General features: G+C 71.2%; 17 protein-coding genes, 1 tRNA gene and 1 pseudogene. 7 read left to right on the top strand and 12 right to left on the bottom strand.

Going from position 1 to position 19,257, the window contains the following annotated elements:
- Positions 1-82 precede the first annotated feature (82 nt).
- The gene (locus IF09_RS0106200) at positions 83-1,225 is read left to right on the top strand and encodes an acyl-CoA dehydrogenase family protein (protein ID WP_030292721.1); all 1,143 of its coding nucleotides are present in this window, start codon (positions 83-85) and stop codon (positions 1,223-1,225) included.
- An 18-nt stretch (positions 1,226-1,243) separates the two neighbouring features.
- Here the strand turns inward: IF09_RS0106200 and IF09_RS0106195 are convergent, their stop codons facing one another.
- From IF09_RS0106195 to IF09_RS0106170, 6 genes are all read right to left on the bottom strand, one after another.
- Positions 1,244-1,588, bottom strand: a complete 345-nt coding sequence (locus IF09_RS0106195; protein WP_030292714.1) for a rhodanese-like domain-containing protein — start codon at positions 1,586-1,588, stop codon at positions 1,244-1,246.
- A gap of 36 nt (positions 1,589-1,624) precedes the next feature.
- Positions 1,625-2,431, bottom strand: a complete 807-nt coding sequence (locus IF09_RS0106190; RefSeq protein WP_037634093.1) for a J domain-containing protein — start codon at positions 2,429-2,431, stop codon at positions 1,625-1,627.
- Positions 2,432-2,522: 91 nt separating this feature from the next.
- On the bottom strand, positions 2,523-3,959 hold the full coding sequence (locus IF09_RS0106185; protein WP_051832132.1) for a DUF2252 domain-containing protein: 1,437 nt from the start codon (positions 3,957-3,959) through the stop codon (positions 2,523-2,525).
- A gap of 77 nt (positions 3,960-4,036) precedes the next feature.
- Positions 4,037-4,684, bottom strand: coding sequence for a response regulator (locus IF09_RS0106180; protein WP_030292709.1), 648 nt, complete (start codon positions 4,682-4,684; stop codon positions 4,037-4,039).
- 20 nt (positions 4,685-4,704) lie between these two features.
- Positions 4,705-6,390: a sensor histidine kinase gene (locus IF09_RS0106175; protein WP_158709911.1), complete on the bottom strand. Its 1,686-nt coding sequence runs from the start codon at positions 6,388-6,390 to the stop codon at positions 4,705-4,707.
- Between the two features lie 243 nt (positions 6,391-6,633).
- A tRNA-Leu gene (locus tag IF09_RS0106170) sits at positions 6,634-6,716 on the bottom strand.
- Between the two features lie 292 nt (positions 6,717-7,008).
- Between IF09_RS0106170 and IF09_RS0106165 the strand changes: the two genes are divergently transcribed.
- The 6 genes from IF09_RS0106165 (at position 7,009) to pknB (ending at position 15,116) form a co-directional block, all read left to right on the top strand.
- Positions 7,009-7,824 (top strand): FhaA domain-containing protein, encoded by an 816-nt coding sequence (locus IF09_RS0106165; RefSeq protein WP_030292704.1) that lies wholly within the window; start codon positions 7,009-7,011, stop codon positions 7,822-7,824.
- Between the two features lie 10 nt (positions 7,825-7,834).
- Entirely contained in the window at positions 7,835-8,341 is a 507-nt protein-coding gene (locus IF09_RS0106160) for an FHA domain-containing protein FhaB/FipA (protein ID WP_030292703.1), read from the top strand.
- A 144-nt stretch (positions 8,342-8,485) separates the two neighbouring features.
- The gene (locus IF09_RS0106155; RefSeq protein WP_037634089.1) at positions 8,486-9,949 is read left to right on the top strand and encodes a Stp1/IreP family PP2C-type Ser/Thr phosphatase; all 1,464 of its coding nucleotides are present in this window, start codon (positions 8,486-8,488) and stop codon (positions 9,947-9,949) included.
- Positions 9,950-9,983: 34 nt separating this feature from the next.
- Complete coding sequence (locus tag IF09_RS0106150; RefSeq protein WP_030292699.1) at positions 9,984-11,408, top strand: FtsW/RodA/SpoVE family cell cycle protein; 1,425 nt, start codon at positions 9,984-9,986, stop codon at positions 11,406-11,408.
- Positions 11,405-12,874, top strand: a complete 1,470-nt coding sequence (locus IF09_RS0106145) for a peptidoglycan D,D-transpeptidase FtsI family protein (protein ID WP_030292697.1) — start codon at positions 11,405-11,407, stop codon at positions 12,872-12,874. Before IF09_RS0106150 ends, IF09_RS0106145 begins: the two co-directional genes overlap by 4 nt.
- Before the next feature lie 214 nt (positions 12,875-13,088).
- On the top strand, positions 13,089-15,116 hold the full coding sequence (gene pknB / locus IF09_RS0106140) for a Stk1 family PASTA domain-containing Ser/Thr kinase (RefSeq protein ID WP_030292694.1): 2,028 nt from the start codon (positions 13,089-13,091) through the stop codon (positions 15,114-15,116).
- Between the two features lie 78 nt (positions 15,117-15,194).
- Here pknB and IF09_RS0106135 read toward each other — a convergent pair whose 3' ends face one another.
- The 6 genes and pseudogenes from IF09_RS0106135 to IF09_RS0106110 form a co-directional block, all read right to left on the bottom strand.
- A complete protein-coding gene (locus tag IF09_RS0106135) occupies positions 15,195-15,914 on the bottom strand; it encodes a class E sortase (RefSeq protein ID WP_030292692.1) in 720 nt (239 codons plus the stop codon).
- A 13-nt stretch (positions 15,915-15,927) separates the two neighbouring features.
- Positions 15,928-16,854: pseudogene (locus IF09_RS39940) on the bottom strand (class E sortase); the annotation flags it as partial.
- On the bottom strand, positions 16,737-17,375 hold the full coding sequence (locus IF09_RS0106125) for an aminodeoxychorismate/anthranilate synthase component II (protein ID WP_030292688.1): 639 nt from the start codon (positions 17,373-17,375) through the stop codon (positions 16,737-16,739). The pseudogene IF09_RS39940 and the gene IF09_RS0106125, both read right to left, overlap by 118 nt.
- On the bottom strand, positions 17,372-17,548 hold the full coding sequence (locus IF09_RS46245) for a hypothetical protein (protein WP_030292686.1): 177 nt from the start codon (positions 17,546-17,548) through the stop codon (positions 17,372-17,374). The genes IF09_RS0106125 and IF09_RS46245 overlap by 4 nt, the downstream gene beginning before the upstream one ends.
- Before the next feature lie 91 nt (positions 17,549-17,639).
- Positions 17,640-18,410, bottom strand: coding sequence for a class E sortase (locus IF09_RS0106115; RefSeq protein WP_030292684.1), 771 nt, complete (start codon positions 18,408-18,410; stop codon positions 17,640-17,642).
- Complete coding sequence (locus IF09_RS0106110) at positions 18,382-19,170, bottom strand: DUF881 domain-containing protein (protein ID WP_030292682.1); 789 nt, start codon at positions 19,168-19,170, stop codon at positions 18,382-18,384. Before IF09_RS0106110 ends, IF09_RS0106115 begins: the two co-directional genes overlap by 29 nt.
- Positions 19,171-19,257 lie beyond the last annotated feature (87 nt).

The raw sequence follows: 19,257 nt of genomic DNA, 5'->3' as shown, positions 1-19,257 counted from the left end.
TTCCACTGCGTGCTCTATCTTGACGCACCGTCAGGTCCGGACCGGGCCTGACCGGGATCCGGTGCGCGCGGGAGGACAGGCAGTGGACTTCACCTTCACCGAGGAGCAGCAGGCCGCCGTCGAGGCGGCGAAGGCCGTCTTCGCGGACGTCGCCCCGGACGGCGTGCCCAGCCCCGCGCTGACCCCGGGGGCCGTCGCCGAGGACTTCGACCGGCCGCTGTGGGCCCAGCTCGCCGCGTCCGACCTGCTGAGCCTGGTCCTCGCCGAGGAGCACGGCGGGGCGGGCCTCGACGCGATCGCCCTGTGCCTGGTGCTGCGTGAGGCGGCGAAGGTGCTGGCCCGGGTTCCGCTGCTGGAGCACTGCGCCACCGCCATGGCCGTCCAGGCCCACGGCAGCCCCGAACTGGCCGCCGCCCTGCTGCCCGGCGCCGGTCGGGGCACGCTCGTCCTCACCGCCGCCGCTCACGGGCGCAGCGGCCACGATCCCGCGGAACTCGCCGTCACCGCCCGCCGTGAGGGCACGCAGTGGACCCTCGACGGGGTCCAGACGGCCGTCCCCTGGGCGTACGGCGCCGACTGGATCGCCGTACCGGCCCACACGGGCGAAGGCGAGGGCGTCCTCGCGTTCGTCCCGCGCACCGCCGAGGGCCTCACCCTGGCCGGGCAGGTCTCCACCAGCGGGGAACGGCTCGCCGAACTCGCCTTGGACGGCGTACGGGTGCCTGCGACGCACCTCATCGACACCCCGGGCGCCTGGGAGCGGCTCCGCCAGCTCCTCGCCACCGGAACGTGCGCCCTGGCGCTCGGGCTCGGCGAGGGCGTCCTCGCCATGACCAGCCAATACACCAGCAAGCGCGAGCAGTTCGGCTTCCCGGTGGCCACCTTCCAGGCCGTCGCCGTCCAGGCCGCCGACCGCTACATCGACCTGCGCGCCATGGAGGTCACCCTCTGGCAGGCCGCCTGGCGGCTCGACGCGGCGACGGGCGGAGCCGGCGGGCCGCTGCCGAGCGCCGGGGACGTCGCCGTCGCCAAGATCTGGGCCTCGGAGGGGGTACGCCGGGTCGTGCAGACGGCCCAGCACCTGCACGGCGGCTTCGGCGCCGACACCGACTACCCGCTGCACCGCTACCACGCGTGGGCCAAGCAGCTGGAGCTCCAGCTGGGCCCGGCCGCCGCGCACGAGGAGGCGCTCGGCGACCTGCTGGCCGCCCACGCCCTCGCCTGACGGCCGGCGCCCGGCGTTCTAAAGCACGAAGGCCGGGTTCCCGTGGTCGGTCACCATCGGGCGCCCGGCGCCGTCCCAGGCCTGCATGCCGCCGTCGATGTTCACAGCGTCGATGCCCTGGCGCACCAGGTACTGGGTCACCTGTGCGGAGCGCCCGCCGACCCGGCACATCACGTGGACGCGACGGCCGTCCTCGACGGCCTCCGTCAGCTCACCGAAGCGGGCCACGAAGTCGCTCATCGGGATGTGCAGGGCGCCTTCCACGTGTCCGGCAGCCCATTCGTCGTCCTCACGGACGTCGAGGACAAAGCCTTCGGAGGGCACCGCGGCGGCGTCCACCGAGGGAAGCGGTCCGAAGTTCATACGTCGCCTTCTCTCATCGCAGGTCTGACTCCCAACCTATCCAAACTCCGCGAGCTCCGACTCCCGCTCGGAAACCTGCGCCAGCAGTTGCTCCGCGATCTCCTCCAGCAGCCGGTCCGGGTCCTCCGGCGCCATCCGCAGCATCGAGCCGATCGCGCTGTCCTCCAGCTCGCGCGCCACCGCCGCCAACATCTCCTTGCGCTGCGCCAGCCACTCCAGCCGGGCGTAGAGCTCCTCGCTCTCGTTCAGCAGCCGCACGGCCTCCGGCACGGGACCCGCCGCCCACTCCTCGGCCAGCTCACGCAGCACCTGCTCCTCGCCCCGCGCGTACGCCGCATTGACGCGCACGATGAACGCATCGCGCCGCTCCCGCTCGGCGTCGTCCCGGGCGAGGTCCGGGTGCGCCTGGCGGACCAGCTCGCGGTAGAGCCGGCGTACCTCCTCCGTCGGCCGGACCCGCTCCGGGGGCCGCACCGGGCGGTCGGTGAGCATCGCGGACGCGTCGTCGGAGATGCCCTCTGGACCCATCCAGTCGTGGAACAGCTCGTCCACGCCCGGCATCGGCATCACCAGCGAGCGGGCGTCCCGGGCCCGTCGCAGATCCTCGGCATCGCCGCTCCGGGCCGCCTTCGCCTCTGCGATCAGCGCATCCAGCTCGTCCAGCCTCGAGTACATCGGGCCGAGCTTCTGGTGGTGCAGGCGGGAGAAGTTCTCCACCTCCACCCGGAAGGTCTCCACGGCGATCTCGAACTCGATCAGCGCCTGCTCGGCGGCCCGCACGGCCCGTTCCAGGCGCGCCTCGGGACGCTCGTCGCCGGTGTCTTCAGTCTGCTGCTCGCTCACCCGGCCACCCTAAGGCCGGGCGGGCCGGGTCGATGTTTCACGTGAAACATCGACCCGGGACCGTGACCCGCAACGGGACTCGATGACCCGCTCAGACCCCGGCCTCCGCCGCGATCCGCCCGGACCGCACCGCCGCCACCAGGTGCGCATGGTCGGCCTCGCTCCGGTCGGCGTACGCCACCGCGAAGGTGGCCATCGCCTCGTCCAGCTCGTCGTTCTTGCCGCAGTACCCGGCCAGCAGCCGCGGATCGGCGCTGTGCGCGTGCGCGCGGGCCAGCAGGGCGCCGGTCATGCGCCCGTAGTCGTCGATCTGGTCGGCGGCCAGCGCCGCCGGGTCCACGCTGCCCTTGCGGTTGCGGAACTGCCGCACCTGGTACGGCCGCCCCTCCACCGTGGTCCAGCCCAGCAGGATGTCGGAGACCACCTGCATCCGCTTCTGCCCGGCCACCACCCGGCGGCCCTCGTGCTCCTCGACCGCGGACTCGAAGCCCAGCGCGGCCAGGTGCGGCAGCAGCACGGACGGCCGCGCCTCCTTGACCTGGAGCACCAGCGGCTCGCCCCGGTGGTCCAGCAGCAGCACCACGTACGAGCGGGTGCCCACGCTCCCGGTGCCGACCACCCGGAAGGCCACGTCGTGGATCGCGTAGCGGGCCAGCAGCGGCAGCCGGTCTCCCTGCAGGGTCTTCAGGTACGGGCCCAGCGAGGCGGCCACGGCCGCCGCCTCCGCGTCGCCGACCCGGCGCAGCACCGGCAGGGCGTCCACGAAGCGCCGCCCGCCGTCGGGGCCGGCCTCGGTGGACTTGGCGGCGAACCGCGCCGAGGTGTTGTTACGGGCCTTCTCCGAGACCCGCTCCAGCGTGCCCAGGAGGTCCCGGGCATCGGTGTGGGAGACGAGCTCCTCGTCCGCGATGGCGTTCCAGGCGTCCAGCGCCGGCAGCTTGGCCAGCAGCCGCATGGTGCGGCGGTACGCGCCCACCGTGTCGTGCGCCGCGGCCCGGCAGGTGTCCTCGTCCGCGCCGGCCACCCGTCCGGCCAGGACCAGCGAGGTCGCCAGCCGCTTCAGGTCCCACTCCCACGGGCCGAACACGGTCTCGTCGAAGTCGTTCAGGTCGATGACGAGCCGACCGCGCGCATCCCCGTACAGGCCGAAATTCGCCGCATGGGCGTCACCACAGATCTGCGCGCCGACCCCGGTCACCGGGCCGCCCGACAGGTCGTGCGCCATCAAGCCGGCCGCTCCGCGCAGGAACGCGAAGGGGTTCGCAGCCATCCGGCCCACCCGGATCGGCGCCAGCTCGGCGACCCGCCCGACGTTGGAGTCCTCGACCGCCTGCACCGCGTCCGGCCGCCCGGCCGGCGCCTCGAAGTGCGCGTGCGCCGAGCGCGGCACCCGCGTGCGCAGCGCCCTGCCCGCCTCCTTGGGCGAGCCCGCCACGGCCCGCGGGGCGAACCCCTCGACCCCGGGTATCCGCCCGCCGCCCACTGCCCCGTCCGGCTCCGCAAGCCGCTGTTCCGGTACCGCCACCATCCGTGCCGCCCCCGCCCGTACCCGTCGTACTGTCCCGGCCGCCACCGGCCAACATCATCAATTCGGCCCGACGGTACCTACAGCCCGGCGTCCCTGGCCAGCAGGGCGGCCTGAACCCGGTTCTCGCAGCCCAGCTTCGCCAGGATCCGGCTCACGTACGTCTTCACCGTCGCCTCGCTCATGTGCAGCCGCCGGCCCGCGTCCGCGTTGGACAGCCCCTCGCCCAGCAGCGACAGCACCCCGCGCTCGCGCTCGCTCAGCTCCGCCACCCGCCGCCGGGCCTCCTCGCCGCGCCCCGCGGCCCGCCCCGAGGCCAGCTGGTCGACCACGTGCCGGGTCGCCCCCGGCGAGAGGTAGGCGTCCCCGGCCGCGGCCGCCCGCACCGCGCCGATCAGCTCGCCCGGCGCCGAATCCTTCAGGAGGAACCCCGCGCCGCCGGAGCCGAGGGCCCGCAGCACGTTCTCCTTCTCCCCGAAGGTGGTCAGGATCAGCGCCCGGACCTCCGGTGCCGCCCGCCCCAGCTCACCGAGCGCGGTCAGGCCGTCCATCACCGGCATCTGGATGTCCAGCAGCATCACGTCCGGCGTGTGCGCGCGGGCCAGGTCCAGGGCCTCACGGCCGTTCGCCGCCTCCGCGACGACCTCGATGTCCGGAGCCGAGGTCAGGATCATCCTGATCCCGGCCCGGATCAGCGGCTCATCGTCAGCGATCACCACTCGGATCACCTTGGCTGTCACCCGCGCTCCTACTGCTCGACTTCGTACGCCTGCTTGTCGACGAGCTTGCCGTCCTTGAAGCAGAACCGGAAAACGGTATCGGTGGACAGCCCCGAGTCGTCCGACGACAGCAGTGCCAGACACTGCGTGCCCTCCGGCCGCTCCGGCCCCTTCCGGTCCAGGCCCTCGGTGAGGAAGCTCTCGCCGTCGGGCAGCCGCCTGCGGACCGCTTCCTCCGGCTCGCCCACCCGCACGTCGTCGTAGTCGGCCCGGCTGATCATCGCGTTGCCCGCGGTGCCCAGCAGCAGCACCACCCCGGCCCCGATCACGATCACCAGCAGCACCACCGCCGCGAAGGCGATCCCACAGCCCATCGCGATGCCCCCGGTCCGGCTGCGGCTCCGTACGGCCAGCTCCCGGTCCACCGCCGCCCAGTCCATCGGCGGGGCGCCTGCCAGCCCCAGGGCATGGGCCTGCGCCTGCTGCCCGAAGTCGTCGGCGATGTGGTCCACCCCCGCCGGCTCCGTCCCGTACGGCAGCACCCCGGCCACCCGGAACCCGCCGTCCTCGGTCGTGCCCGCGTGCACCATCCCGCCGACCAGCCGGGCCCGTTCGCGCAGCCCCGTCAGCCCCTGCCCGCCCGACACCACCTCGCCCGTTCCCGGACCGGCCGCGGGCCCGTTGGCGATCTCCACCACCAGCGAGTCGTCCTCGTACCGCAGTTCCACCGCGATCGGCGCCCCCGGAGCGTGCTTGTACGCGTTGGTCAGCGCCTCCTGAACGATCCGGTACGCCGCGTGGTCGCACGCCGCGACCAGCGGCCTCGGCCGCCCCGCCGACGTCATCCGTACGTCGGTCCCCGCACTCCGCGCCGCCTCGACGATCCCGGCGATCCCCGCCACCCCGCGCGCCGCGGGCTGCGCCTCCTCGACGGGCACCGGCGCCTCGACGCCGTCCCGCATGATCCCGACGACCTCGCGCAGCTCGTGCATCGCCGCGACCGAGGCCTGCCGCAGCACCCCCACGGTCTCGCGCTGGCGGTCGGTGAGCTCCGGGTCCACCTCCAGGGCGCCGGTGTGCACGGAGATCAGCGCCAGCTGGTGGCCCAGGCTGTCGTGCATGTCCTGGGCGATCCGCTGCCGCTCGCGCAGCCGGGCCTGCCCGGCGACCATCGCCCGCTCCCGCATCAGCTGCCCGTTGCGCTCCTGGAGCGCCTGCAGCAGCGTCCGGCGCTGTGACCAGTAGCGGCTGGCCAGACCCGGCATGACCGTCATGGCGAGGAACATCAGGGTGGAGAAGACGATCACCAGCACGGGCCGCTTGTCGGACCACGCCTGCAGCACACCGAAGCCGACCGAGGCGAGGAACGCGAGGGTGAACGCGGTCAACGCCCGGCCCACCCCGACGATCCGGCGCCCCGCCGACCAGCCCAGCAGGATCATGACCAGGAACGAGCCGGGCAGGAACGGGGACACCGCCGACGCCACGACCAGGGTCGCCGCCGGAAGGCGCCGCCGCAGCAGCGTGAGCAGCACCACAGCCGCGGCGCTGCCGATCATCCGCTGCACGCTGCCGTTGTCGAGTTCCTCGACCCCCAGGCCGAGCAGTGCGAGCAGCCCGGCGATCACCAGGTCCCCCGCCAGCATCCGCCGGGTCCACGGCTCGGGGCCCGTCAACCAGTCCCAGCCCGCCCGCATCCTCGCCGTCGCATCCACGCGACCGACCCTAGACATCCGCGCTCCCGCCCGGCCGCCCTCTTTCGTCGCGCCCTGCGTGACGAAAGTCGTGGGGCCGACCCCGCGGCCGCTCCGGCTGCGCTCCCAACTCCCGGTGCACGGAACGGGATCGGCCCTCCGGCGGTCCGCCGGCGTGACCCCCTCAGGGTCAACACCCCACCAGGGCACGGGAAAAGCGAAACGGCCGCCATCGCTTTCGCGATGACGACCGTTTCGTCGATGTGGGCGAGGGGGGATTTGAACCCCCACGTCCCGAAGGACACTGGCACCTGAAGCCAGCGCGTCTGCCGTTCCGCCACTCGCCCGAGCAGCGCCCCAGTGGATCTTCCCTTTCGGTCCGTTCCCCTGGCGACGTCGAAACATTAGCACGTCGGACGGGGTGGATTCACATCGCTTTCCCCTCACCGGTCGACCCGGCTCCGATGTCCCCTCCCGCACCGCACGTCCGGTGCGGGACACTGTCCCCTGAGCGCCCCTACGATCCCTTGTGAGGACCAACACTCCTGCGCACGGGACCCAGGGGGAACCAGCCGAATCCGCCACGCGTGGATACGATCAGTAAGCAGTACAGGGCGACAACGACGGAGGAGGTGCCCCATGGGAGTCCTGAAGCGGTTCGAGCAGCGACTCGAAGGTCTGGTGAACGGCACCTTCGCCAAGGTGTTCAAGTCCGAGGTCCAGCCCGTCGAGATCGCCGGCGCGCTCCAGCGCGAGTGCGACAACAACGCGACGATCTGGAACCGCGAGCGGACCGTTGTCCCCAACGACTTCATCGTCGAGCTCAGCGCCGGCGACTACGAACGCCTGAGCCCCTACTCCGGGCAGCTCGGCGACGAGCTCGCGGGCCTCGTCCGCGACTACGCCAAGCAGCAGCGCTACAGCTTCATGGGCCCGATCAAGGTCCACCTGGAGAAGGCCGACGACCTCGACACCGGGCTCTACCGGGTCCGCAGCCGTACGCTCGCCTCCAGCACCTCCCAGGCGCAGCCGCCGGCCCCCCAGAACCAGCAGGGCGGCTACGGCTATCCGCCGGTCGCCGCACCGCCGATGCCGGCCGGACCGCCCCCGGGCGCGGCCGCGCGCCGGCCGGGCGCCGGCGGGCCGGCCCCCGTACCGACCGCAGGCGGCGCCACCCGGCGCCACTGGATCGAGATCAACGGCACCCGCCACCAGATCTCGCGCCCCACGCTCGTACTCGGCCGAAGCACCGAAGCCGACGTGCGGATCGACGACCCCGGCGTCTCGCGCCGGCACTGTGAGATCCGGACCGGAACGCCCTCGACGATCCAGGATCTCGGGTCCACCAACGGCATCGTGGTGGACGGGCAGCACACCACCCGCGCTACGCTCCGCGACGGCTCGCGGATCGTCGTGGGCAGCACCACCATCATTTACCGGCAAGCCGAAGGGTGAAGCGGGGGCAATGTCAGAGCTGACCCTGACGGTCATGCGGTTGGGTTTCCTGGCCGTTCTGTGGCTGTTCGTCATCGTGGCCGTCCAGGTCATCCGCAGCGACCTCTTCGGTACGCGCGTCACGCAGCGCGGCTCGCGCCGCGGCAGCGCCGCCGCCGGAGCGCCGGCGCAGGGCGGGGGCCGGCAGACCGCCGCGCCGCCGCAGCAGCGCCAGCGCCGCGGAGCGCCGACCAAGCTGGTCGTCTCGGAGGGCACCCTCACGGGCACCACCGTCGCCCTCGCGGGCCAGACGATCACGCTCGGCCGGGCACATGACTCCACGATCGTGCTGGACGACGACTACGCCTCCAGCCGCCATGCCAGGATCTATCCCGACCGTGACGGCCAGTGGATCGTCGAGGATCTCGGGTCCACCAACGGCACGTATCTCGACCGGACCCGGCTGACCACCCCGACGCCCATTCCGCCGGGCGCCCCGATCCGCATCGGCAAGACCGTCATCGAGCTGCGGAAGTAGTACGAGAATGAGCGAGCGGAGCGAGCGAGCCGCGGCAGTCCGGACCACCCAGGACACGGACCCGAGCGCGCTCCCGACCGGAGGGTGGGCAGTGTGGCTCGAGACCGGTTGTACCCGGAGGAAGCGTCGACTGGGCAGGTGCGCATGAGTCTGTCCCTGCGGTTCGCCGCCGGATCCCACAAGGGCATGATCCGCGAGGGCAACGAGGACTCCGGCTATGCCGGGCCCCGTCTCCTCGCCGTGGCCGACGGCATGGGCGGCCAGGCCGCCGGCGAGGTCGCGAGCTCCGAGGTGATCTCCTCGCTCGTGCAGCTCGACGACGACGTCCCGGGCTCCGACATCCTCACCTCGCTCGCCACTGCCGTGCAGCGCGCGAACGACCAGCTGCGCGTCATGGTCGAGGAGGACGCCCAGCTCGAGGGCATGGGCACCACCCTGACCGCGCTCCTGTGGACCGGCCAGCGCCTGGGCCTCGTCCATGTCGGCGACTCGCGCGCCTACCTGCTGCGCGACGGCGTCCTCACGCAGATCACCCAGGACCACACCTGGGTGCAGCGCCTCGTCGACGAGGGCCGCATCACCGAAGAGGAAGCCACCACCCACCCGCAGCGCTCGCTCCTCATGCGGGCGCTCGGCAGCGGTGACACCGTCGAGCCCGACCTCTCGATCCGCGAGGTCCGCACCGGCGACCGCTACCTGATCTGCTCCGACGGCCTGTCCGGCGTCGTCTCGCACCAGACCCTGGAAGAGACGCTCGCCGACTACCACGGCCCCCACGAGACCGTGCAGGCCCTGATCCAGCTCGCCCTGCGCGGCGGCGGACCGGACAACATCACCTGCATCGTCGCGGACGTCCTCGACACCGACAGCGGCGACACCCTCGCCGCCCAGCTGAACGACACCCCGGTCGTCGTCGGCGCGGTCGCCGAGAACCAGCACCAGCTCTTCGACGGCGGCAACGCCATGCAGACCCCGGCGGGCCGCGCCTCCGGCCTCGGCCGCCAGGTCCCCCCGCCGGCCGGTGCCTTCGGGCCCCCCGGCAGCGGCGAGGCGCCCGGCTACGGATACCCCGACCAGAGCCAGGGCGGCGGCGCGTACGGCAGCTTCGGCGAACCCGACCCGTACGACGACGACTCCCGCTACGACGACACGTACGACCACCCCCGCCGGCGCCGCAGCAAAGGGCGCAAGTGGACCACCCGCACCTTGATCCTGCTGATCGTCGCCGGTGTCGTCGGAGGCGGCCTCTACGCCGCCCACCGCTGGACCCAGACGCAGTTCTACATCGGCGTCAAGGGCGAGCACGTCGCACTGTTCCGCGGCATCAGCCAGAACCTCGGCCCGCTGGAGCTCTCCAAGGTGGAGACCGACCGCACCGACATCGAACTGAAGTACCTGCCGCCCTTCAAGCGCAAGCTGGTCGAGGCCACCATCACCGAGACCAGCCTCGACGGCGCCCGCCAGAAGATCGACGAACTCGGCGCCCAGGTCACCGCCTGCAAGAAGGACGAGGAGCGCCGCGCCGCGGAAGCGCAGAACCCACCAGCACCCGGCCCCAGCCTGACTCCCACGGAGCAGTCGCTGGTCGGCCTCTGCGGCAAGCAGTAGTAGACACCCGCGGGCACAGGGGGCCTGCCACACCATGAGCGTTGTCACCAACACGACCACCATCGGCGCCATCGAGCTGCCGAGCCGGCGGAACACCGAGCTCCTGCTGCTCGTTTTCGCCGTGGTCATCCCGATCTTCGCCTACGCCAACGTGGGCCTGTCGATCCACGGCAAGCTGCCTCCCGGCATGGTCGCGTACGGGGGCGGCCTCGCCGTTCTCGCCGGCATCGCCCACCTCGTGGTGCGCCGCTACGCGAAGTACGCGGACCCGCTGCTGCTGCCGATCGCGACACTGCTCAACGGGCTCGGCTGCGTCCTGATCTGGCGGCTCGACCAGTCGGAGCGGCTGCAGAACCTGGCCAAGCGCAGCTTCGGCCACTTCTCCGAGTCGGCCCCCCGGCAGATGATGTACACGGCACTCGCCATCGCCCTGTTCGCCGGCGTGCTGCTGCTGCTCAAGGACCACCGCACCCTGCAGCGGTTCACGTACATCTCCATGGCCGCGTCGCTGGTCCTGCTGATCCTGCCCGTCGTGCCGGGCCTCGGCGCCGACGTCTTCGGCGCGAAGATCTGGATCAGCGTCGGCGGCTTCTCCATCCAGCCCGGTGAGTTCGCGAAGATCGTCATCGCGATCTTCTTCGCCGGCTACCTGATGGTGAAGCGCGACGCGCTCGCCCTGGCCAGCCGTCGCTTCATGGGCCTCTACCTGCCGCGCGGCCGTGACCTCGGCCCCATCCTGATGATCTGGGCGATGAGCCTGCTCGTCCTCGTCTTCGAGAACGACCTCGGCACCTCGCTGCTCTTCTTCGGCATGTTCGTGATCATGCTGTACGTGGCCACCGAGCGCACCAGCTGGATCGTCATCGGCCTGGTCATGAGCGTGGCCGGCGCCGCCGTCGTCGGCGCGACCGCCAGCCATGTCAAGGCCCGTGTCACCGCCTGGCTCGACCCCTTCGCCTGCTACTCCAAGTCGGGCGCCTGCGAGCAGGTCGGCCAGTCGATCATGAGCTTCGGTTCCGGCGGGGTCCTCGGCACCGGCTGGGGCCAGGGCAACTCCGACCTCATCGGATTCGCCGCCAACTCGGACTTCATCTTCTCGACGGTCGGCGAGGAGCTCGGCCTCGCGGGCGTCATGGCCTTCCTCCTGCTCTACGGCCTGATCATCGAGCGCGGCGTGCGCACCGCTCTCGCCGCCCGCGACCCCTTCGGCAAGCTCTTCGCCATCGGCCTCTCCGGCGCCTTCGCCCTGCAGATCTTCGTGGTCGCGGGCGGCGTCATGGGCCTCATCCCCCTGACCGGCATGACCATGCCGTTCCTCGCGTCCGGCGGTTCGTCCGTCCTCGCGAACTGGGCCCTCATCGGGATCCTCATCCGGATCAGCGACACCGCACGCCGCCCCGCCCCGGCCCCGGCACCGTCCCCCGACTCCGAGATGACCCAGGTGGTCCGCCCGTCATGAACAAGCCCCTGCGCCGCATCTCGATCTTCTGCGGGCTGCTCGTCCTCGCGCTGCTGATCCGTACCAACTGGCTCCAGTACGTCCAGGCCGAGGAACTCAGCACCCGCAAGGAGAACCGCCGGGTCCAGATCGCCCAGTACGCCACCCAGCGCGGCAACATCATCGTCGCGGGCGGCCAGGCCATCACCGGCTCCGCCACCACGGACGGCAGCGACTACAAGTACAAGCGGACCTACTCCAACGGAGCGCTCTGGGCACCGGTGACCGGGTACGCCTCCCAGGCCTTCGGCTCCACTCAGCTCGAGTCCCTCGAGGACAAGATCCTCACCGGCAACGACGACCGGCTGTTCTTCGACCGCACGATCGGCATGTTCACCGGCGAGAAGAAGGCCGGCGGCAACGTCGTCACCACGCTGATGCCCGAGGCCCAGCAGGCCGCCTTCGAGAAGCTCGGCGACAAGACGGGGGCCGTCGCCGCGATCGACCCGCGTACCGGCGCCATCCTGGCCCTGGTCAGCACCCCGTCGTACGACCCGTCCAGCTTCGCCGGCAACTCCAAGGCCGACGAGAAGGCCTGGGTCGAGCTGAAGGACGGCCCGGAGAAGAAGCTCGTCAACCGCGCCCTGCGCGAGACCTACCCGCCCGGCTCGACCTTCAAGGTCGTCACCGCCGCGGCCGCGCTGGAGCACGGCGTCGTCACCGACATCAACGTGCCGACGGACACCCCCGAGCCGTTCCTGCTGCCGACGACCAAGACCCCGATGGTCAACCACGCCAAGGGCTGCGAGAAGGCGAGCCTCAACTTCGCGCTGCAGGTGTCCTGCAACTCCGTCTTCGCCAACGTCGCCGACAAGGTGACCAAGGACAAGATGCTGGAGACCGCGCAGAAGTTCGGCTTCAACAACGACAAGATCGACACCCCGGTCCGGGCGTTCGCCAGCGTCTACGACAAGAACATGGACCGGCCGAGCAACTCGCTCTCCGCGATCGGCCAGTACAACACCGCCGCCACCCCCCTGCAGATGGCGATGGTCGCCGCGGCCGTCGCCAACGACGGCAAGCTGATGAAGCCGTACATGGTCGACCAGCTGACCGCCCCGAACCTCGACGTCATCGAGAAGCACGAGCCGCAGGAGATGAGCCGCCCGCTCTCGCCCGCCAACGCGCAGAAGCTCCAGCAGATGATGGTCAACGTCGTCGAGAACGAGAACGGCACCGGCGGCAAGGCCAAGATCAAGGGCGTCACCGTCGGCGGCAAGACCGGCACCGCCCAGCACGGCGAGAAGAACGCCAAGCGCCCCTACGCCTGGTTCATCTCCTACGCCAAGACCGACAAGGGCTCCCCGGTCGCCGTCGCCGTCGTCATCGAGGACAGCGACGCCGACCGCGAGGACATCAGCGGTGGCGGCCTCGCGGCTCCGGTCGCGAAGGCCGTCATGGAGGCCGTCCTGAAGAACCAGGGCTGACGGAGGAGCGCAACGGCCGACAGGGGCACAAAAGGCCGAACTGGAGTGATCCACATCACTGTTCCCGCCCGGATCCGAGCGTACGGTACCGGTCCGGTATCAGCCTGTGGTCACGAACCGATCACCGACGATCGGCCGGTAGCCTTTGCGCGAACAGCACACCGCCGGACCACACACGGGTGCGGTCGGGACTGACGGAGAGGGCTGCAACGTTATGGAAGAGCCGCGTCGCCTCGGCGGCCGGTACGAGCTGAGCCACGTGCTCGGCCGCGGTGGCATGGCCGAGGTCTACCTCGCCCACGACACCCGGCTCGGCCGTACCGTCGCCGTCAAGACCCTGCGCGCCGATCTCGCCCGTGACCCGTCCTTCCAGGCCCGGTTCCGGCGCGAGGCCCAGTCGGCCGCGTCGCTGAACCACCCGGCGATCGTCGCGGTCTACGACACCGGCGAGGACTACGTCGACAACATCTCCATCCCGTACATCGTGATGGAGTACGTCGACGGCTCCACCCTGCGCGAGCTGCTGCACTCGGGCCGCAAGCTGCTGCCCGAGCGCACCCTGGAGATGTGCATCGGCATCCTCCAGGCCCTCGAGTACTCGCACCGCGCCGGCATCGTGCACCGCGACATCAAGCCCGCCAACGTGATGCTGACCCGGACCGGCCAGGTCAAGGTCATGGACTTCGGCATCGCCCGCGCCATGGGCGACTCCGGCATGACCATGACGCAGACCGCGGCCGTCATCGGCACCGCCCAGTACCTCTCCCCGGAGCAGGCCAAGGGCGAGCAGGTCGACGCACGCTCCGACCTCTACTCCGCGGGCTGCCTGCTGTACGAACTCCTCAGCGTCCGGCCCCCGTTCATCGGCGACTCCCCTGTCGCCGTCGCGTACCAGCACGTACGGGAAGAACCCCAGCCGCCGTCGAACTTCGACCCCGAGATCACGCCCGAGATGGACGCGATCGTGTTGAAGGCTCTCGTCAAGGACCCCGACTACCGCTACCAGTCCGCCGACGAGATGCGCGCCGACATCGAGGCCTGCCTCGAGGGCCAGCCCGTAGCCGCTGCCGCCGCCATGGGCGCCCCCGGCTACGGCTACCCCGACCAGGGCCACGGCTACGGACACCAGGGGTACGACCAGCCCACCACCGCCCTGCGCGCCGCCGACGCCGGCCAGACCTCCATGCTCCCGCCGATGGCCCCGGGCGACGGCGGATACGGCTACGGCGACCAGGGCCAGGGCGGCTACGACCAGGGCGGCCACGGCCGCCGCCAGCAGAAGAAGAGCAAGGCCTCGACGATCCTGCTGGTCACGGCCGGCATCCTCGTCCTGGTCGGCGCCATCCTCATCGGCCGCTCCCTCTTCAGCGGCGGCGCCGACAACCGGCCCACCGTGCCCAAGCTCATCGGCGCGACCCTCGAGCAGGCGCAGAAGACCGGCGACAACGTCGGCCTCAAGGTCGAGAAGGAAGCCGACGAGGCCTGCGACAACCAGCCCAAGGGCAACATCTGTTCGCAGATCCCGGCGCCCGACACCAAGGTCGACAAGGGCTCGACGGTCAAGGTCAAGATCTCCTCGGGCGCGCCGGAGGTGGCCGTCCCCGACGTCCTCAACGTGAAGTTCGAGGACGCCGAGAAGGCGCTCAAGGACAAGGGCTTCGCGGTCGAGAAGAAGACCCAGGAGTCCGACCGGACCGCCGGCACCGTCCTGGACCAGACCCCGAAGAGCGGCGGCAAGGCCGCGAAGGGCTCGACCGTCACGCTGACCGTCGCCAAGGAGCAGTCGAAGTCCGAGATGCCGGACCTCCTCGGGAAGACCAGGGAGGCAGCGGTCAAGGCTCTGAACGATGCCAAGCTCAAGCTGGGCAGCGTGACGGAGGTCGACTCTCCCGGTGCCCCGCCGAAGACGATCGTCCAGCAGCAGTACCAGCCGGGCGAGCAGCTCGCGGTGGGCACGACGGTCAACGTGCAGATCGCCAAGGCCGGCCAGAACACCCAGGTCCCGCAGCTGATCGGCAAGACCGTCGCCCAGGCCAAGGCCGACCTCGCGAGCCGGGGCCTGAGCCTCCAGGTCATCGTGGGCGCGACGGACGACAAGGCGATCATCGTGCAGACGGATCCCCCGGCGGGTACCCCCGTCGAGGCGGGCCGGGTCATCAACGTCCAGACCATGCCCGGCCAGCAGAACGGCGGCAACGACGGCGGGACGCTCTTCGGCGGCCTGACGGGCGGCCGGCGCTAACCGGCGGCCCGAACCGCCTGGAGACACGGAAAAGCCCCTGTGGGCGGCCTCAGAGCCGCTCACAGGGGCTTTCCCGTGTCAGCGCAGCTCCGCCGGGCGCGTGCGCTTCGCGTCCACCTTCTCCGTGCGCACCAGCTCGCCCCACACGACGTACCGGAACTTCGAGGTGTACACCGGGGTGCAGGTCGTCAGGGTGATGAAGCGGCCCGGGGCCGTACGCCCCGACTCCTTCGGGACCGCCGAGATCACGTCCACGTCGTACTTCGACGTCTGGCGCAGCTCCGCGAAGACCTTGTACACGTACCAGGTGTCCCGCGTCTCGAAGACGACCGCGTCGCCGTTCTTCACCTTGTCGATGTTGTGGAACTTCGCCCCGTGCCCGTCCCGGTGCGCCGCCAGCGAGAAGTTCCCCGACGGCTCCCACGGCAGGGCCGCCTTCACCGGGTCGGTGTAGTACCCGGCCACGCCGTCGTTGAGGATGTCCGGCGCCGTGCCCCGCTTGACCAGGACCTCGCCGTTCTTCATCGCCGGCACGTGCAGGAAGCCGATGCCGTCCTCGGTGTCCAGTGCCCCCGGCGCCGCGGGCGCGTTCGCCCCCGGGGCACTCTGCCACTGCCGGCGGACGTCGTCGCCGCGCGCCGAGGCCTGCCGGTCCGCGAGGACGTTCGTCCACCACAGCGAATACGCGACGAACAGGCCCAGCACCAGGCCCACGGTGATCAGGAACTCGCCCAGCAGGCTCAGGAACCCGGCGAGCACGCTGCGGCTCTGGTGGGGCGGCGGTGCGGCACGTGACACTGCTTGTTCGTCCTTACGGGCTCGTCAGCGCGGGCGGAGCACCCTGGCTGCGGGGGCGTTCACCGGTCATCCTGCCCCATACGATCATCCGGTAGGTGCTCGTGAACTCCGGGGTACAGGTCGTCAGCGTGATGTACCGGCCCGGAGAGGTGAAACCCGACCCCTCCGGCACCGGTTTGATCACCGACACGTTCGTCGGCGGAGTCTGCGCCAGCGACGAGGTGATCTCGTACGTGTAGTACGCGTCCCGCGTCTCGACCACGACCGGGTCGCCCGGCACCAGCCGGTTGATGAAGCGGAACGGTTCGCCATGGGTGTTGCGGTGGCCCGCCAGCGCGAAATTTCCCTGCTCGTCGGCCGGCATCGCCGTCTTCAGCGCGCCGTCCCCGTAGTGCCCGACCATCCCCTTGTCGAGCACCTTCGGCTTGCTGATCCCCTCCGCCACCGGCACCTTCACGTCCAGCTTCGGGATGTACAGGATCGCGAACCCCTGCCCCGGCTCGAACGCCGAGACGGCCGGCGCAGCGGCCCCGCCCGGCTCCTGCTCCCAGGTCTGCCGCAGCGAGCCCGCAGCCCCGTTCGCCGTCCGCTGCGCCAGTACGTTCGTGTACCAGAGCTGGTAGGCGACGAACAGCAGCATCACCACGCCCAACGTGATGAACAGCTCTCCGGCCAGCCGGCTCGCGACGACCACCGGGCCGCCCGACACGGGCCGCCTGCGCCGCCGTCCGCCGCCCCGCCTCCGCGAGCGCTTCGCGGCCTCCTGAGCTGCCCTGCGCCGCGCGGGCCGGCCCTCCGTGGGCGCGGACGGCGCGACCGCGGTCACGCGACGGCCTTGCCCACCACCGGGGCCAGCCCCACCGAGCGCTCGACGGCCCCCGCGTCCCCGCAGCGGACCAGCCAGTTCGCGAGCATCCGGTGGCCCCACTCGGTCAGCACCGACTCGGGGTGGAACTGCACGCCCTCGACGTCGTGCTCCCGGTGCCGCAGTCCCATGATGATCCCGTCCTCGGTGCGCGCGGTGACCTCCAGCACGTCCGGGAGGGTCGCCGGCTCGGCCGCGAGCGAGTGGTAGCGGGTGGCGGTGAACGGCGACGGCAGCCCCGTGAAGACGCCGAGGCCCTCGTGCACCACCGGCGAGGTCTTCCCGTGCAGCAGCTCGGGCGCCCGGTCCACGACGCCGCCGTACGCGACGGCCATGGACTGCATGCCCAGGCACACGCCGAAGACCGGGACCCCGGTGTCGGCGCAGTGACGGACCATGTCGATGCAGACGCCCGCCTGCTCGGGCGTTCCCGGCCCGGGCGACAGCAGCACGCCGTCGAAGCCGTCCTGCGCGTGGGCGAGCTCGACCTCGTCGTTGCGCAGCACCTCGCACTCGGCGCCGAGCTGGTACAGGTACTGGACCAGGTTGAAGACAAAGCTGTCGTAGTTGTCGACCACCAGAATGCGCGCGCTCACGGAGTGGCTCCCGATCCCTCGTCCACCGTTACGTCGTTGAACGGCAGGAGCGGCTCGGCCCAGGGGAAGACGTACTGGAACAGCACGAAGACCACCGCGAAGACCAGTACGAGGGAGATCAGCGCGCGGATCCACGCGTTGCCCGGCAGATGCCGCCAGATCCAGCCGTACATGCCGTCTGTTTCCTTATCCGTCCACGAACTACCCACCGCACCGCGGGGGCGGTACGCGAACAGACTAAAGGCAGCGGCCCGGCCCGGTGGGTCAGCTCGGCAAACCCTCGGGGCGGCCCTGGGCGGCCGTACGGGTCCCGGTCAGCTCCGCCCACACGACCAGCCGGTGGCTGTGGCCCCATTCCGGATCGCAGGTCGTCAGCGTCAGGTACCGCCCGGGGCCCGTGAACGGCGACCTGCGCGGCACCGGGTCGACCACGCCGATGTCGGTGGGCAGCGTGCGCAGCGGCTCGCTGCGGACCGTGTACGTGTACCAGGCCGTCGCGTCCTTGAGGATCACGACGTCGCCGGGCCGCAGCTCGGGGAAGTCCTTGAAGGGGTCGCCGTAGGTCCGCCGGTGGCCCGCCACGGAGAAGTTCCCGGTGCCGCCGAGGCGGGCCGTGCCCGGGTAGTGGCCGAGGCCCTTCTTCAGCAGTTCCGTACCGGTGCCCTCGAGGACCGGCTTGTTCCAGCCCGGGCCGAAGCGCGGGATGTACATCTCGGCGAAGGGCCGGCCCGGCACGTAACCGGGCTGGTCCTGCGCCGGCTGCGAGGGCGCGGGCTGCGGGGCGGCCGGGCTCACGGCCGGGCTTGCGGCAGGGCTCGCGGCCGGGGCGGCCTCGGGCGCGGCGGCCGAGGCCCAGCGGTCGCGCATCCGGGCCATCTCCCCGTCCATGGCCCGGTCGGCCTTGACCCCGGTCCACAGCAGGACGTACGCGACGAAGAGCACGATCAGCGTGCCCGCCGTCAGGCACACCTCGCTGAAGGTCCGCACCGCCAGGCGCAGTACGACGTCACGGCGTACTGGTCGCGGAAGAGGCATCCAGCGGCTTCGCATAGTGGAGGTCCACTGTGCCGGAGTACCCGGGAAGTGTCAGCTCCTTGTGCTCGTCCACTTTCCAGCCGAGCCCGTACGCCGTCACGTACAGCTGGTAGTTCTGCAGGGCCTGGGAGGCCGCGAGCGCCTTGCGCAGCGCGGCCGGGTCGCCGACCGCCGTCACCTTGTACGGGGGCGAGTAGACCCGGCCCTGGAGGATCAGCGTGTTGCCGACGCAGCGCACCGCGCTGGTGGAGATCAGCCGCTGGTCCATGACCTGGATGCCCTGGGCGCCGCCCTGCCACAGGGCGTTCACCACGGCCTGGAGGTCCTGCTGGTGGATCACCAGGTCGTTGGGCTGCGGCTCGGGCACGTTGGGGATGCGGGCCGTGGCGTTCGGCGGGGCGTCGTTCAGCGTGACCGTGAGGCCCTTGCCGGACAGCGGCTCGGTGCCGGAGGCGATGCGCAGGGCGGCCAGTTTGGCGTCCTCGGCCTTGGTGCTGCCGTCGTCCCGCTCGGCGAGGGCGTCCACCCGGCTGCGGACGGCCGCGGTGCTCTGCTCGAGCAGCGCATTGTTCTGGCTGCGCTCGTGGATGAGGTCCGAGAGCTTGAGGAGCGATGCGTCCGTCCGGATGTTCGTACCCTTGGACGTGTTGAAACTGGTGACGAAGATGAGGCCCGCCAGGGCGAACACGGCGGCCGTCAGCAGCCGGACCGGTCTGGCCCGGCGACGGGGACCCGCGGAGGAGTCGTCGGAATTGCTCAACGTACCCTTCTCCTTCAACGCCACAGGTCCACTACGCTAACGGACGCCCGGGGCAGGCAAGGTCCCCAGCGCATCGACAGGAGAGCC

Source organism: Streptomyces katrae, assembly GCF_000717655.1.
In the GTDB taxonomy this organism is placed as follows: Bacteria; Actinomycetota; Actinomycetes; order Streptomycetales; family Streptomycetaceae; genus Streptomyces; species Streptomyces katrae_B.
The sequence above is the reverse complement of the archived record's forward strand: the minus strand, read 5'-3'. Positions and strand labels throughout refer to the sequence as shown.